This window comes from Blautia sp. CGZ-1-C1 (assembly GCF_056504575.1).
Genome location: NZ_JBWLUT010000102.1, coordinates 1 through 14687, shown reverse-complemented (window position 1 = coordinate 14687; position 14687 = coordinate 1). Strand labels below are relative to the sequence as shown.

Here is a 14687-nt window from a genome sequence, read left to right as displayed (position 1 = left end):
AAAATTATATGAATATTTACAGGCTTTACACATCTTAAAAATACCGCTACAATATTTACAAAGTCTGATTTACTGGCCTGCAGAATAAGAATATGTTGAAAGACAGTGTTTACAGGTGAATTATCAAGTTGTCGAATAAAATATGTAAGGGGTGAAAATGAAATGGGAAGCTATTTGAATCCAGGGGGTGGATTATTTAGTACCTGCCGGCGCTCTAAGATATATGTAGATAAAAGCGGTCTGATTTCTAAAACAAATGATGTATTAGGGACGGAACAGAGATTTGTATGTGTGAGCCGTCCAAGACGATTTGGAAAGTCGATGGCAGCCAATATGCTTGCGGCATATTATGGCAGGGGCGAGGATACGGAAGAACTTTTTGCTGATCTGAAAATCAGGGAAGTGGAAAGTTTCCGGAAGCATTTGAACCAGTATGATGTAATTCGGATAAATATGCAGGAGTTTCTGAGTATAACTCATGATATGGATGAAATGCTGTCTATGCTGCAGAAACGTCTGCTTCGTGAATTAAAGAAACAATACCCGGAGTATATTGATGGTGATTATCTGATTTTTGCAATGAAAGATGTGTTTTCCAGTACAAAACACCCATTTGTAATTCTGATTGATGAGTGGGACTGCGTCTTCAGGGAATTTAAACAAGACACGAATGCACAGAAGAAATATCTGGATTTTTTACGGGCATGGCTGAAAGATCAGGAATATGTTGCATTGGCATACATGACAGGTATTCTTCCGGTGAAGAAATATGGTTCTCATTCTGCATTGAATATGTTTACAGAATATTCAATGTTAAATCCCAGGGAAATGGCAGAGTTTTTTGGCTTTACAGAAAATGAGGTAAAAGAACTTTGTTTAGAATACAAAAGAAATTTCCAGGAAGCACAGGCGTGGTATGATGGATATGAGCTTGTGACAATGGAAGGTGAAAATAGAAAAACCTATTCTATGTACAGTCCAAAATCAGTTGTAGATGCCATGCTAAGCGGTGTTTTTGACAACTACTGGAATCAGACAGAAACTTATGAAGCGTTAAAGGCATATATCCGATTAAATTTTGACGGCTTGAAAGATTCTGTGATACGAATGCTAGCCGGAGATAAAGTACAGATCAACACAGGAACATTCTCTAATGATATGACTACATTTCAGGGAATGGATGATGTTTTGACTTTACTTGTTCACCTGGGCTATTTAAGTTATCACTGGCCGGATAAAACCGTATCAATTCCTAATAAAGAAGTTTCGCAGGAGTATGTAAATGCAATTAGCACGATGGACTGGAAAGAAGTGATTCAATCTATTGAAGCTTCCAGAAATTTACTGGAGGCACTCTGGCAGCTAAATGCTGAAGCAGTAGCAAATGGCATTGACCAGGCGCATCAGGAAATTTCCATTCTTCAGTATAATGATGAAAATGCGTTAAGTTGTACGATTAGTCTGGCGTTTTATTTTGCAAGAGAATATTATACAATTATCCGGGAATTACCGACAGGAAAAGGTTTTGCAGATCTCTGCTTTATTCCAAGAAGGTTATACGCAGATAAACCGGCTGCGGTAATTGAACTTAAATGGGATAAGAAGGCAGAAGGCGCAATATCGCAAATCAAGAATAAGGGATATGTGGATGCCTTAAAGGATTATCATGGGGATTTGCTGCTGGCGGGGATTAACTATGATAAAAAAACAAAAAAACATACCTGTGTGATTGAAAAATATAATAAATAAGATATCTAAAAAACGAAAGTCCTTGGAGTTTTAAAGCGCTAAGGGCTTTCTTGATGTTTGCTATGCGTTCAGTAATACGCTTTACAAACTTAATTTACGCTAATCATATAAATTCGCGTTGTATGTCTCGGTTTTTCTGTGACCTTCGTTCACAAAAAATACCTCGCGGGATAGTGGTGTGTGAACAGTAACGGTTACTCACAAAAGTTTTCCAACGCTATTGTGTGAAAAGAGTAAATATTATATAATAAACAAAGATAAACTATCATTATTCTGGAAATGGATATGTTAGGGTGTTATAACAAATATTACGGATGGTAACACTTGAATATACGGCGTGTCTTGTAGTGGATATTGATAATTCTTAGTAACTGTTCAGCAGCCTGCCAACTGTGAGAGAGCTGAACAGTTACAATTCTTAAAACACAGAAATGGAGGATACGATCATGATCAAAAGAATAGGTATGCTTACCAGCGGCGGTGACTGTCAGGCACTTAACGCTACCATGCGAGGAGTAGTAAAAGGACTGACAAATAATGTAGACGAATTAGAGGTTTATGGATTTGACGATGGATACAAAGGGCTTATCTATGGGAAATACCGTATGCTCACATCCAAAGATTTCTCCGGAATCCTTACCCAGGGCGGAACAATTCTTGGAACTTCCAGACAGCCGTTTAAACTGATGCGTGTTCCGGATGAGAACGGCCTGGACAAGGTTGAGGCAATGAAGCAGACCTATTACAAACTCTGCCTTGACTGCCTGGTTATCCTTGGTGGAAATGGTACACAGAAAACAGCCAACCTTCTGAGAGAAGAAGGTCTGAACATCATCCATCTTCCGAAGACCATTGATAATGATATTTATGGTACAGACATGACATTTGGATTCCAGAGTGCTGTAAACATTGCGACAAATGCGATTGACTGCATCCATACAACTGCATCCTCACATGGACGTGTATTTATCGTAGAAGTTATGGGTCATAAAGTAGGAAGCCTGACACTTCATGCAGGTGTTGCCGGCGGTGCAGACATTATCCTTATTCCGGAGATTCCATACGATATCAAGAAAGTTACAGAAGCAATCCAGAAACGTGCAAAAGCAGGTAAACGTTTCACAATCCTTGCAGTTGCAGAAGGCGCTATCTCCAAAGAAGATGCGCAGCTCCCTAAGAAGAAATACAAAGAAAAACTGGAAGCAAGAGCAAAGAAATATCCGTCTGTTTCCTATGAGATCGCAGATCAGATCTACAAAGAACTTGGAAATGAAGTACGTGTCACAGTTCCCGGACATACACAGAGAGGTGGAGAACCTTGTCCATATGACCGTGTTCTTTCTACAAGAATTGGTGCAGGCGCAGCACAGGCAATCATTGACGGCGAGTATGGCGTAATGATCGGTGTGGTAAACGGAAAGATTAAACGTGTACCGCTTGAAGAATGCGCAGGCAAACTTAAAATGGTATCACCAAAAGACCAGCTGGTACTTGCTGCCAAACAGATCGGTATCAGCTTTGGCGACTGATGAAATATATGTCCGGTATTGAAACAGTACTTGACTGAAAGATACCTTTTCATATAAGATATTAAAGTGTAAAAAAGACCGCCGCGGGAATTTTTCCGCGGCGGCTGTGATAATAAGATATGAGATAGTTATATGATAGGAGTTTGTTCATGAGTTACACTGCTCTTTACAGAAAATTCAGACCGGATAATTTCGCAGATGTCAAAGGCCAGGATCACATCGTGACCACCCTGACAAATCAGATCAAACACAACCGGATTGGCCATGCATATCTGTTTTGCGGAACGAGAGGAACCGGTAAAACAACAGTAGCCAAAATTCTGGCGAAAGCAGTCAACTGTGAACATCCCGTAAATGGCAGCCCATGCAATGAATGTGCCATGTGTAAAGCAATTCAGGCAGGGACTGCAATGAATGTGATCGAGATTGATGCTGCATCAAACAATGGTGTAGACAATATCCGAGAGATCAGAGAAGAGGTTTCTTACCGCCCGACAGAGGGTAAATATAAAGTATACATCATAGACGAGGTTCATATGCTTTCCACAGGTGCATTCAATGCCCTGCTGAAAACACTGGAAGAACCGCCGTCTTACGTTATGTTTATCCTTGCAACAACAGAGGCGCACAAGATTCCTATCACGATTTTATCCAGATGCCAGAGGTATGATTTCCACAGAATTACCATAGATACGATCGCAGCCAGACTGGATGAACTTCTTAAGGTCGAAGGTGTAACTGCTGAGGAAAAAGCAGTCCGCTATGTGGCGAAAGCAGGGGATGGCTCTATGCGAGATGCGTTGAGCCTTCTTGACCAGTGTATCGCTTTTTACCTTGGACAGGAACTTACCTATGATAAAGTTCTGGAAGTTCTGGGTGCTGTTGATACTGAAGTGTTCAGTAAACTTTTGCGTAAAGTAATTCAGGGGGATGTGACAGGTTCTATCCATATCTTGGAGGAACTGATCGTAGGCGGCAGGGAACTGAGCCAGTTTGTAGGAGATTTTACATGGTATATGAGAAATCTTCTTCTGGTAAAGACTTCTGAGAATCCGGAGGAAGCGATTGACGTTTCATCTGAGAATATGAAGCTTCTGAAAGAAGAGAGCACGATGCTGGAAGCGGAGACGCTGATGCGTTACATCCGAATCTTTTCAGATCTTTCTAATCAGATACGATACGCAACGCAGAAGAGAGTTCTTGTGGAAATCGCACTGATCAAATTGTGCCGTCCTGCGATGGAAACAAATCTGGATTCTGTTCTGGACAGACTTCGTGTGCTGGAACAGCGGATAGATGAGCGCCCGGTGCAGCAGGGAACATCTGCGACAGGAGCGGATACCGCTGTAACTGCTACAGCAGCTAAGAAAGCTCCGGCAAAAGCGGCACCGGAGGATCTGCAGAAGATCGTGGCGGGCTGGAGAGTGATCACAGGTCAGACAACAGGGATGTTTAAACAGATGCTGCAGAAATCTGTTCCAAAATATAATGGAGAAACAGGAGAGCCGATTCTTTATGTGGAGTTTCAGGATTTCCTCGGACAGTCTTATGTAGATAATCCGGAAGCAAAGAAAGAACTTCAGGATATCATCATTGCCCAGACAGGAAAGACAGTAGAAATCCAGATGCTGGTAGCAAATCAGCATCAGCATACGAATCTGGCGAACATCACAGTGGATCAGGTAATAAAAGATAACATCCATATGGATGTTGTTATAGAAGAAGACCCTGATGAACCGCTGGAATAATTAATGATATTTGAAGAATTGTGGGAGCAGCATAGCTGCGGAACAATTCGTAATATCAAAAATATGTAGAATAAAGGAGGATACCACAATGGCAAAACGTGGAGGATTCCCGGGAATGGGTATGCCGGGAAATATGAATAATCTTATGAAACAGGCGCAGAAAATGCAGCGCCAGATGGAAGAGAATCAGAAAGCACTGGAAGAGAAAGAATTCACAGCTACAGCAGGTGGCGGAGCTGTAGAAGTAACCATCTCCGGTAAAAGAGAAGTTACAAAAGTAAAACTTCAGGAAGAGGTTGTAGATCCTGATGATATCGAAATGCTGGAAGACCTGATCATTGCAGCAACAAACGAGGCACTTCGCAAAGTTGAAGAAGAATCCACAGCCGTTATGTCAAAACTGACAGGCGGCCTTGGCGGCCTTGGCGGGGGCCTTCCATTCTGATGGAATACTACAGCAGTCATATCAATAAGCTGATCGAGCAGCTTTCCCATCTTCCGGGAATCGGGGCAAAATCAGCACAGAGGCTGGCATTTCACATCATGAACATGCCGAAAGACCAGGTAGACCAGCTTACTTCATCGATCATCAATGCCAGAGAGAATGTGCAGTATTGCAAATGCTGCTACACGCTTACAGACAGAGAAATCTGCCCGATCTGCAGTAATGATAAACGAGATCATTCCATAATCATGGTCGTAGAGAATACCAGAGATCTTGCCGCATATGAGAAAACCGGCAAATTCGACGGTGTTTATCATGTACTTCATGGTGCAATCTCACCTATGCTTGGAATCGGGCCGGATGATATCAAGCTGAAAGAACTCATGCAGCGTCTGACGAAAGATGATGTAAAAGAAGTGATCGTTGCCACAAACTCCAGTCTGGAGGGCGAGACAACAGCAATGTATATCAGCAAACTGATCAAACCTACCGGTATCAAAGTAAGCAGAATCGCAAGCGGCGTTCCTGTAGGTGGTGATCTGGAGTACATTGATGAAGTAACTTTACTGCGTGCTCTCGAGGGACGCGTAGAACTTTAAAAGTTATTGCAGATGAAGTAACTTTTGAAATCTGGTAAAAGGAGGAGCAACTTTGTCAAAAAAGAAAGCAACTTCTTCTGAAGTGGCAGAGAAAGCTGGCGTATCCCAGGCAACGGTATCGATGGTCCTGAATAAGAAATACAATGTTTCTTTTTCCAGAGAGACAGTAGAGAAGGTAGAACAGGCAGCCCGGGAATTGGGTTATCAGCTTCCCAGCCGCAAAAACAAAAAAGACAGCAAGAAGGAAAAACTGATCGTTGTCTTTTGCCCAACTCTGACAAGTCCATACTATGTGCTGCTCCTTCAGGGAGTAGAGGCAGTAGCGAACAAGCAGGGATATGGCGTCTTTATCTGCAATACACAGAGAGATGCCCGCCTGGAGGAGAAATACCTTCGCATGATGCATACCATTCAGCCTCAGGGAATCATCTACAGCTGCAATCCAAATCCGGACTTTCAGCAGCAGGTGGAACAGCTGGCGCAGACGATTCCTCTTGTTATCATCAGTAACAAAGAGAAAACTACTACGGTAGATGCCATCAATCAGGATAATACAGTAGTGGGAAAAATGATGGCCAGGCATCTGCTTGATCTGGGACACAGAGATGTGGCATTTATCACGCCGCCTCTGACCAGAAGACAATGGCAGAGAAGTAAACGTGTAAATGGTTTTGTAAAGGAATTTGAGAAAGAAGGCCTGAAGGAGCATGTGATCATAAAGGCAGCAGATGAGTCTATTGACTCAAGAATTCCACGAATGGATACAGAATATTCCATGGGCTACCAGCTTACCATGGAACTTTTGGAAGAGGGAAGGGAATTCACTGCGATTGCCGGTCAGAATGACATGATGGCAATTGGGGCGCTGGATGCACTTCATGAGGCAAAGATTCATGTGCCGAGGGATGTCTCGGTAATCGGATGTGACAATATTTTTTATTCCAGCATCCGGAGAATTTCTCTCACGACCATCGATCATTTTGTAGCACTTAAAGGCCAGGATGCGTGTGACATTATTATCCGCAAGATTGATACAAGGGAGCGGGCGCTGACAGATTCAGCGCCGATCAGTCTTTATAATATTGAATACACGCCCAAGCTCATATCCAGACGCACAACCGGATATGCGAAAATCCGGAAAAACCCTTCCGGGAAAAATTAATTAAATACGCCGTAGAAAATTATTAATAATAATTTGGAACTTCAAAACCAAACTGCAGATAAGATATACCGTAGAAATACGATTCAAAGACGGATTGACTATAATTTATCAAGGAAATCAGTATTAATAAAAAATATAATTATTAATAAGAAAATTATTAATAATTATTCATGCGCTTGACCTTCCTCAGAAGTTTGCTATAATGAAATCATCAAACGAACGAACGCTTGGAATGAGCAAAAACAGGAGGGTTTATAATCATGAAATTTTTTATTGACACAGCAAAAGTAGAAGATATTAAAGCAGCTAACGATATGGGTGTAATCTGTGGTGTTACTACAAACCCATCTCTTATCGCAAAAGAAGGAAGAGATTTCAACGAAGTAATCAAAGAGATCACATCTATCGTAGACGGACCGATCAGTGGTGAAGTTAAAGCTACAACAACAGACGCTGAAGGCATGATCAAAGAAGGCCGTGAGATCGCAGCAATCCATCCAAACATGGTTGTTAAGATCCCTATGACAGTAGAAGGTCTGAAAGCAGTTAAAGTTCTTTCAGCAGAAGGAATCAAAACAAACGTTACTCTGATCTTCACAGCTAACCAGGCACTTTTGGCTGCAAGAGCTGGTGCTACTTATGTATCTCCATTCCTTGGAAGACTTGATGATATTTCCACAAGAGGTGTAGATCTGATCCGTGAGATCGCTGAGATCTTCGAAGTAGCTGGAATCGAAACAGAGATCATCGCTGCAAGCGTAAGAAATCCGATCCATGTAACAGACTGCGCACTTGCTGGTGCTGATATCGCAACAGTTCCGTACAGTGTAATCGTACAGATGACAAAACATCCTCTGACAGATGCAGGTATCGTGAAATTCCAGAACGATTATAAAGCAGTATTCGGCGAATAAGGAGAATTTACCATAATGGAAAAATTAGAACTTCAGAAAATTGCAAACGAAGTCCGCAAAGACATCGTTACAGCAGTACACGCTGCAAAAGCAGGACATCCGGGCGGATCTCTGTCTGCAGCAGATGTATTCACATACTTATATTTTGAAGAAATGAATATTGATCCTAAGGATCCTAAGAAAGCGGATCGTGACCGTTTCGTACTTTCCAAAGGTCACACAGCACCAGGATATTATTCTGCACTTGCAGAAAGAGGATTTTTCCCGAAAGAAGATTTAAAGACTCTTCGTCATCTTGGATCTTATTTACAGGGACATCCGGATATGAAGCACATCCCGGGTGTTGATATGTCCAGCGGTTCTCTTGGACAGGGAATCTCTGCAGCAGTAGGTATGGCTCTTTCCGCTAAATTAAGCAACGAGAGCTATCGTGTATATACATTATTAGGTGATGGCGAGATTCAGGAAGGCCAGGTATGGGAAGCTGCTATGTTCGCAGGCCACAGAAAACTGGACAACCTTGTAGTAATCGTAGATAATAACGGACTTCAGATCGACGGTAAGATTGACGATGTATGTTCTCCGTATCCGATTGATAAGAAATTTGAAGCATTTAACTTCCATGTAATCAACGTTGCTGACGGAAATGATATGGATCAGTTAAAAGCTGCTTTTGATGAAGCAAAGGCTACCAAAGGAATGCCTACAGCTATCATTATGAAAACTGTAAAAGGAAAAGGCGTTTCCTTCATGGAAAACCAGGCCGGATGGCATGGAAAAGCTCCGAATGACGAGCAGTATGCACAGGCGATGGCAGACTTAGAAAAGGTAGGTGAAGCATTATGTCAGAAGTAAAGAAGATCGCAACAAGAGCAAGCTATGGTGCTGCACTGGTTGAATTAGGTAAGAAACATGAAAACCTGGTCGTTCTGGACGCTGACCTTGCTGCAGCTACTCAGACAGGTGTATTTAAGAAAGAATTTCCGGAGCGTCATATTGACTGCGGCATCGCTGAGTGTAATATGATGGGTATCGCTGCAGGTCTGGCTACAACTGGAAAAGTTCCTTTTGCCAGCACATTTGCAATGTTTGCAGCTGGACGTGCATTTGAGCAGGTTCGTAACTCTATCGCATATCCGAAGATCAATGTTAAGATCGGTGCTACTCACGGTGGAATCTCTGTTGGTGAAGATGGCGCTACTCATCAGTGCTGCGAAGACTTTGCACTTATGAGAGCAATCCCGGGAATGGTTGTTGCATGCCCTTCTGATGATATTGAAGCAAAAGCTATGGTAGAAGCAGCTTACGAGCATGTTGGCCCTGTATACATGAGATTCGGACGTCTTGCAGTTCCGGTTATCAATGACAGACCAGACTATAAATTTGAATTAGGAAAAGGTATTGTCCTTCGTGAAGGAAAAGACCTTACAATTATCGCAAACGGTCTTTGCGTAGCTCCTGCTCTTGAAGCAGCAGAGAAGCTTGCTGCAGACGGCGTAGATGCAAAAGTAATCAACATCCATACAATCAAACCTCTGGACGAGGAACTTGTAGTTGCAGCTGCCAAAGAAACTGGCAAAGTTGTAACAGTAGAAGAGCACTCTGTAATCGGCGGACTTGGCGGAGCTGTATGCGAATGCCTGTCTGAGAAAGCACCTGTACCTGTAAAACGTATCGGTGTAAATGATGTATTCGGAGAATCAGGCCCTGCAGTTGCTCTGCTTGAGAAATATGGTCTTGATGCAGAAGGCATCTACAAACAGATCAAAGAATTCGTATAATTTAAGATTCCCTGTGTGATGGTATCTGCCAGTGAGATTACTGTAGACAGACGGGTAGTCTGGAGCGTTAACTGTTCCAGCATACCGGCAATGTTTACGATGCCTGTGATATGGATATCACCAACAGGTGGAAGTTCCTTTTGAACTCCGGCACCTGGGTATAGTGCGCCATTTGCTATGGTCACATATCCCAGGTGCTTTTTTTGTCCAAGAGATGCGTCTACGGCGATTACCAGCCCGTCAGGGTGAAGAAGTTTTATCTGGCGGGAAATTTTTTCCAGATTCAAAGCATGCACAGGCTCTTTAAGTGTACCGTATATATAAATACCATGAGCATCCAGATGTTCAAAAAGCTGATAACCAACATACGGACCAAGGCAGTCGCCGGTTACACGGTCACTTCCAATACAGAGAAAAATCAGCTCAGACCATCTGGCTGGATGGTGTAGAATACATTTGTTTAAAAGAAAAGCAATTTCCTCCGGGGAGTTGCTTTCTTGCGAGTTTACATAAAATACCATATACCCTCCGTTTACTTTGTAATAAGATGCTGGAATCAAAAAGCTTTGGATCTGTCATCATATTATGAAATCATCACAATTATTTAGCAGAATGGTATCTGCGGTGTATCTGGTACATTGTTTTCGAAATAACTATGATGTACTGCGATATATTTTTGGATTTTGCAACGCTATCTATGTTTCATCATATCCTTCTTCGGAGAAATTTATGCACAGTGCAAAATCTGTCGCCAAATTCTCATAAATCTGCCTTATAATGTGCTAAAATCCGCGATTTACCTGTGTTATTCTGATAGCCGAAGGGGTGATGAGATATGATAGAAGTAATCTATAAGGACGAATCTCAGGAAACACAAAATGGTGAAGAACCATTTGGATTACCCAGAAATATACGTCAGATTGGCCTTGTTGGTGATGATTACAGAATTTATATGGAGGATTATGTGTACACATTTCTGGTAAGACTTGCCAGGGCGGAAAATGCATCAGGAGAACAGCGGGCCAGAGTGGCGATTCTTACAGGAGAGATAAAATGGCGTTCCCAGATCGCTTACCTGTTTATAAAGGGAGCGGTTATGGCAGAAAACATGGATGCAGCGCCAGATCATATAGATTTCTCAAAGGAACAATGGAAACAAATACAGGATGACCAGAAACAATATTTTGACGATCAGGAAATTGTAGGGTGGTTTTTCTCACAGCCCCAGATTACACTGGAAGCGACAGAATTGATGACAAAAGTACATATGAAATATTTTGGCGGGGAAAAGGTTCTGATGCTGATGGAGCCTCAGGAGAGAGAAGATGCATTCTTCCGTTATGAGAATAATGGGATGGCACATTTGGGAGGATATTATCTCTATTATGAAAAAAATCCAGGCATGCAGACGTACATGGTTGATAAAAATAAAGAACTCCAGCCGGATGTACCGGAACATTATGAAGACCAGGCAGTAAAAGATTTCCGCAAAATAATTACAGATAAGAAAGAAAAGAAGAAGGAGTTAGCAGCTCCTTCTGTTTTTTCATATGGATTGACGGCATGCCTGGCAATAGCGGTGCTGACAGTAGGTATGAATTTTTACAGAAACTATCAGAGCGCGGACCGGACAGGGGAAGAAAGCGCAACGGTTTCTTCTGTGATTGTTGAAGAAATAACACCGTCGCCGGCTATCCAGAGTGAAACAGATATGAGTACACAAAACAATACTGATACATCAGAGAATGAAAAAAAGGATTCAGGTACACCAAATAATGCATCTGATGTATCAGGTGATACAGCATGGAATGACCCTCAAGAAAAAAGCAGAACAGATATCCGCAAATTATCCGGTGCAGAGAAACAGACTTCGACAGTACAGGAAGAGACAAAAGTAAAATCGGACAAAACAGAACAGGTTCCAGTGTCAAAAACAGAAAAGTCAGATAAAACAGAACAGATTTACCAACAGGAATCAGATGAGCGTAAAGCACAAAAAAGAGTCAGGGAAGCTGCACAGAAGGAAAACCGTGAGGCGGCGGGACAGATTCATGAGTCTTACGTGATCCAGCCAGGGGACACGCTCTATCAGATATGTATGAACAGATATGGAAATATTGAAGCCCTTAGCCAGCTGTGTCAGTTAAATGGTATGTCAGCAGATGAAACCATTTATCCGGGACAAGTAATTGTATTACCTTAGAAAATTGTGTATAATAGAGGACAAAAAGTTATCAGAATATTGCTGTTTGCCAGTGTACCGACAAGTTGATTCCTGAAATGATCCTGCTGGCACACCGGCACATTGCTTTATAAATAGCTATATCAATTACGCGGTGAACAGTGACACTAAAATATGAAAGTGAGAAATCAGGTAAGGCTAAGATGGCAAATACATTAAAAAAAATTGTAAAAAAGCATAAGAAGAAAAAACTTATGGCAGAAAAACAGAAAATGGCTAAAGCCCAAGGGGTATCAGAGGAGGAGTATGCTGATAATTATGAGCTCAGATTATCCCGCCATAAAAGAAACATAGTCAAAAAGACAGTCATTACAGTAGTGGCGATAGCTGCTGCTGTAACAGCTGTTGGTTTTTATATAGAAAAAAGAAGTTATCATAATTATAAGGTAGTACAGTCCAGTGAACAGGAAGATGTTGTTTCTACAAGCTATATTGAAATGGATGGAGATATCCTTCGATATAGCCCGGATGGAGTCTCACTTGTTTCTGATAAGATGAGTACACTCTGGAGTGAAACTTATCAGATGCAGAATCCGGTGGCTGATGTTAACGGAACGCGTGCGGTAATCGCGGATAAAGATGGAACAACATTGGAAATCTATGATAAATCAGGAAAGACTGGCAGTGTGACAACTTCTTACAGTATCATTAAGGCAAGAGTGTCAAAGAGCGGTCTTGTAGCTGCGATTCTGGATGGCGGAGACGATACCTGGATTGATTTTTACAGTACAGATGGAAGTCTGATTGCTGAAAACCAGACGAAGATAGATGATCCCGGATATCCTCTGGATATTGCTGTGTCAGAAGATGGCGTGGTTATGATGGTAACTTATCAGTTTGTAGACGGCAGCGATACGACCAGCTATGTTGCATTTTATAATTTCGGAGATGTAGGACAGAACGAAGATGACAGAATCGTCAGTGGATACAAATACGAAGGTGTGGTAGTGCCGCAGATTCAGTACCTTTCCAATAATCGTTCGATAGCACTTAAAGACAATGGTTTCACGATTTATCAGGGAAGCCAGATTCCGAAAGAAGTAAAAACAATAGAGACGGATAAGGAAATCGTCAGTACATTTTATGATGATGATATGGTTGGCCTTGTCTTTAAAAATGACAGCAAAGATAAGCAGTATATCATGGAAGTATACAATACTGCAGATGGCAAGCTGAAATTTAAAGAAGATTTTAATATTCCATATACAACGATCAAATTAAGCGGTGGAAATATTTTAATGTATAACAGTTCACAGATGTGCGTTATGAATAGCAGAGGCGTTCAGAAATATCTGGGAAGTGTAGACGGAACGATCAAAGACTTTTTCAAAATAGGGATGAACAGATATCTGCTGGTACTGGATAGTGGGGTAGATGTGATAAAATTGAGTTAGGATGAGCGAAATGACTTTAACATGGGCCGGAGTCATTACAGTACTCCTTCTGGCATTCGCCTGTGTCAGAGGTTATAGACGAGGTCTGATAAAAGAAATTGTTTCGATTGCATGTGTTTTTCTGTCGATGTCTATCGTATGGTTTGTAAACCCATATGTAAACCAGTTTATTCGCGAGAACACATCAATTTATGAGAAGATACAGGATAGCTGTCAGGAATTTGTAGAAGAAAAATATAGTTCGCAGATGAGTAACGGAGAAGAACAGACTACTTTTATAAATGAAATGAATCTTCCGGATCTGATAAGCAGCGGTCTGCTCCAGAATAATAATTCGGATATCTACCGATATCTGGCTGTAAGCACATTTTCGGATTATGTAGCACAATATCTGGCAAGAATGGCAGTGAATGGAATTTCGTTTCTTATTTCACTGGCATTGTCGACGATTCTGATACAAAGTATTACATGGATGCTTAATCTCGTATCAAGGCTTCCGGTGATTCATGGAATGAACAAGATCGCAGGAGCATTTCTTGGCGCGGCAAAATTTCTGATCGTAGTATGGGTTGTTCTGCTGGCTCTGACTATTATATGCAATACGGAAATAGGAGAAATGGGACTGCAGATAGTTAAGAAAGATTATATTCTGAACTATATATATGACAAAGATATTCTGATTCAGATATTCATGAGTGTCTTTTATCAATGAGCCGGGGTAATGTGTGAGGGAAATTTCTATTAATAAAGGCGATTTTTAACCGAATCAAGTAAGCACCCTGTTTCAATTGCGAAGACCAATAAGCAGTGGGTGGGGACTTGATTGTATCAGGAGGGGACAAGCCCCTCCTGATAAACTACGAAGCAGTTATGAGCCTAATAAAATAAAGAGCATGTAAAAAAAATATGTAAAAAAATGTAAAATAGTGCTTGACGCGAAGAAAAAATAATGATATGATAAATCCGCTTCTGAATGAGGCGGATTTTTTTCGACAAACAACAAAGAATTGGTTGAATAAAGTTGAAAAAAATATAAAAAAGGTGTTGACAGGAAACTGAAGACATGATATTATATCAGAGTTGCTGAAACAGACAACTGAAAAGAACTTGAAAAAAATAAAATA

General features: G+C 41.4%; 13 protein-coding genes. 12 read left to right on the top strand and 1 reads right to left on the bottom strand.

Features of this window, described 5'->3' with window-relative positions; all coding sequences use genetic code 11:
* Positions 1-162: 162 nt before the first annotated feature.
* The 9 genes from AC058W_RS09060 (at position 163) to AC058W_RS09020 (ending at position 9927) form a co-directional block, all read left to right on the top strand.
* Entirely contained in the window at positions 163-1749 is a 1587-nt protein-coding gene (locus tag AC058W_RS09060; RefSeq protein ID WP_117676635.1) for an AAA family ATPase, read from the top strand.
* Positions 1750-2195: 446 nt separating this feature from the next.
* A complete protein-coding gene (locus AC058W_RS09055; protein ID WP_117676634.1) occupies positions 2196-3278 on the top strand; it encodes a 6-phosphofructokinase in 1083 nt (360 codons plus the stop codon).
* Between the two features lie 149 nt (positions 3279-3427).
* A complete protein-coding gene (gene dnaX / locus AC058W_RS09050; protein WP_479389990.1) occupies positions 3428-5026 on the top strand; it encodes a DNA polymerase III subunit gamma/tau in 1599 nt (532 codons plus the stop codon).
* A gap of 88 nt (positions 5027-5114) precedes the next feature.
* Positions 5115-5471, top strand: coding sequence for a YbaB/EbfC family nucleoid-associated protein (locus tag AC058W_RS09045; RefSeq protein ID WP_117676632.1), 357 nt, complete (start codon positions 5115-5117; stop codon positions 5469-5471).
* Positions 5471-6070 (top strand): recombination mediator RecR, encoded by a 600-nt coding sequence (gene recR, locus AC058W_RS09040; protein ID WP_118137104.1) that lies wholly within the window; start codon positions 5471-5473, stop codon positions 6068-6070. Before AC058W_RS09045 ends, recR begins: the two co-directional genes overlap by 1 nt.
* Before the next feature lie 52 nt (positions 6071-6122).
* Positions 6123-7232, top strand: coding sequence for a LacI family DNA-binding transcriptional regulator (locus tag AC058W_RS09035; protein WP_117676630.1), 1110 nt, complete (start codon positions 6123-6125; stop codon positions 7230-7232).
* Between the two features lie 260 nt (positions 7233-7492).
* Entirely contained in the window at positions 7493-8146 is a 654-nt protein-coding gene (gene fsa, locus AC058W_RS09030; RefSeq protein ID WP_117676629.1) for a fructose-6-phosphate aldolase, read from the top strand.
* 15 nt (positions 8147-8161) lie between these two features.
* Entirely contained in the window at positions 8162-9001 is an 840-nt protein-coding gene (locus tag AC058W_RS09025) for a transketolase (RefSeq protein ID WP_019160570.1), read from the top strand.
* Entirely contained in the window at positions 8989-9927 is a 939-nt protein-coding gene (locus AC058W_RS09020) for a transketolase family protein (RefSeq protein WP_117676628.1), read from the top strand. Before AC058W_RS09025 ends, AC058W_RS09020 begins: the two co-directional genes overlap by 13 nt.
* On the opposite strand, the gene yyaC is transcribed toward AC058W_RS09020, so the two are convergent.
* On the bottom strand, positions 9900-10448 hold the full coding sequence (yyaC, locus tag AC058W_RS09015; RefSeq protein ID WP_117845171.1) for a spore protease YyaC: 549 nt from the start codon (positions 10446-10448) through the stop codon (positions 9900-9902). The genes AC058W_RS09020 and yyaC overlap by 28 nt on opposite strands.
* Positions 10449-10762: 314 nt before the next feature.
* Between yyaC and AC058W_RS09010 the strand changes: the two genes are divergently transcribed.
* The 3 genes from AC058W_RS09010 (at position 10763) to AC058W_RS09000 (ending at position 14275) form a co-directional block, all read left to right on the top strand.
* Positions 10763-12130 carry a LysM peptidoglycan-binding domain-containing protein gene (locus AC058W_RS09010; protein ID WP_118410773.1) on the top strand — a complete coding sequence of 456 codons (1368 nt, stop codon included), beginning with the start codon at positions 10763-10765 and terminating at the stop codon, positions 12128-12130.
* Positions 12131-12363: 233 nt separating this feature from the next.
* Complete coding sequence (locus AC058W_RS09005) at positions 12364-13563, top strand: DUF5711 family protein (RefSeq protein ID WP_243098443.1); 1200 nt, start codon at positions 12364-12366, stop codon at positions 13561-13563.
* A 10-nt stretch (positions 13564-13573) separates the two neighbouring features.
* Positions 13574-14275 carry a CvpA family protein gene (locus tag AC058W_RS09000; protein ID WP_118137098.1) on the top strand — a complete coding sequence of 234 codons (702 nt, stop codon included), beginning with the start codon at positions 13574-13576 and terminating at the stop codon, positions 14273-14275.
* Positions 14276-14687: the final 412 nt, after the last annotated feature.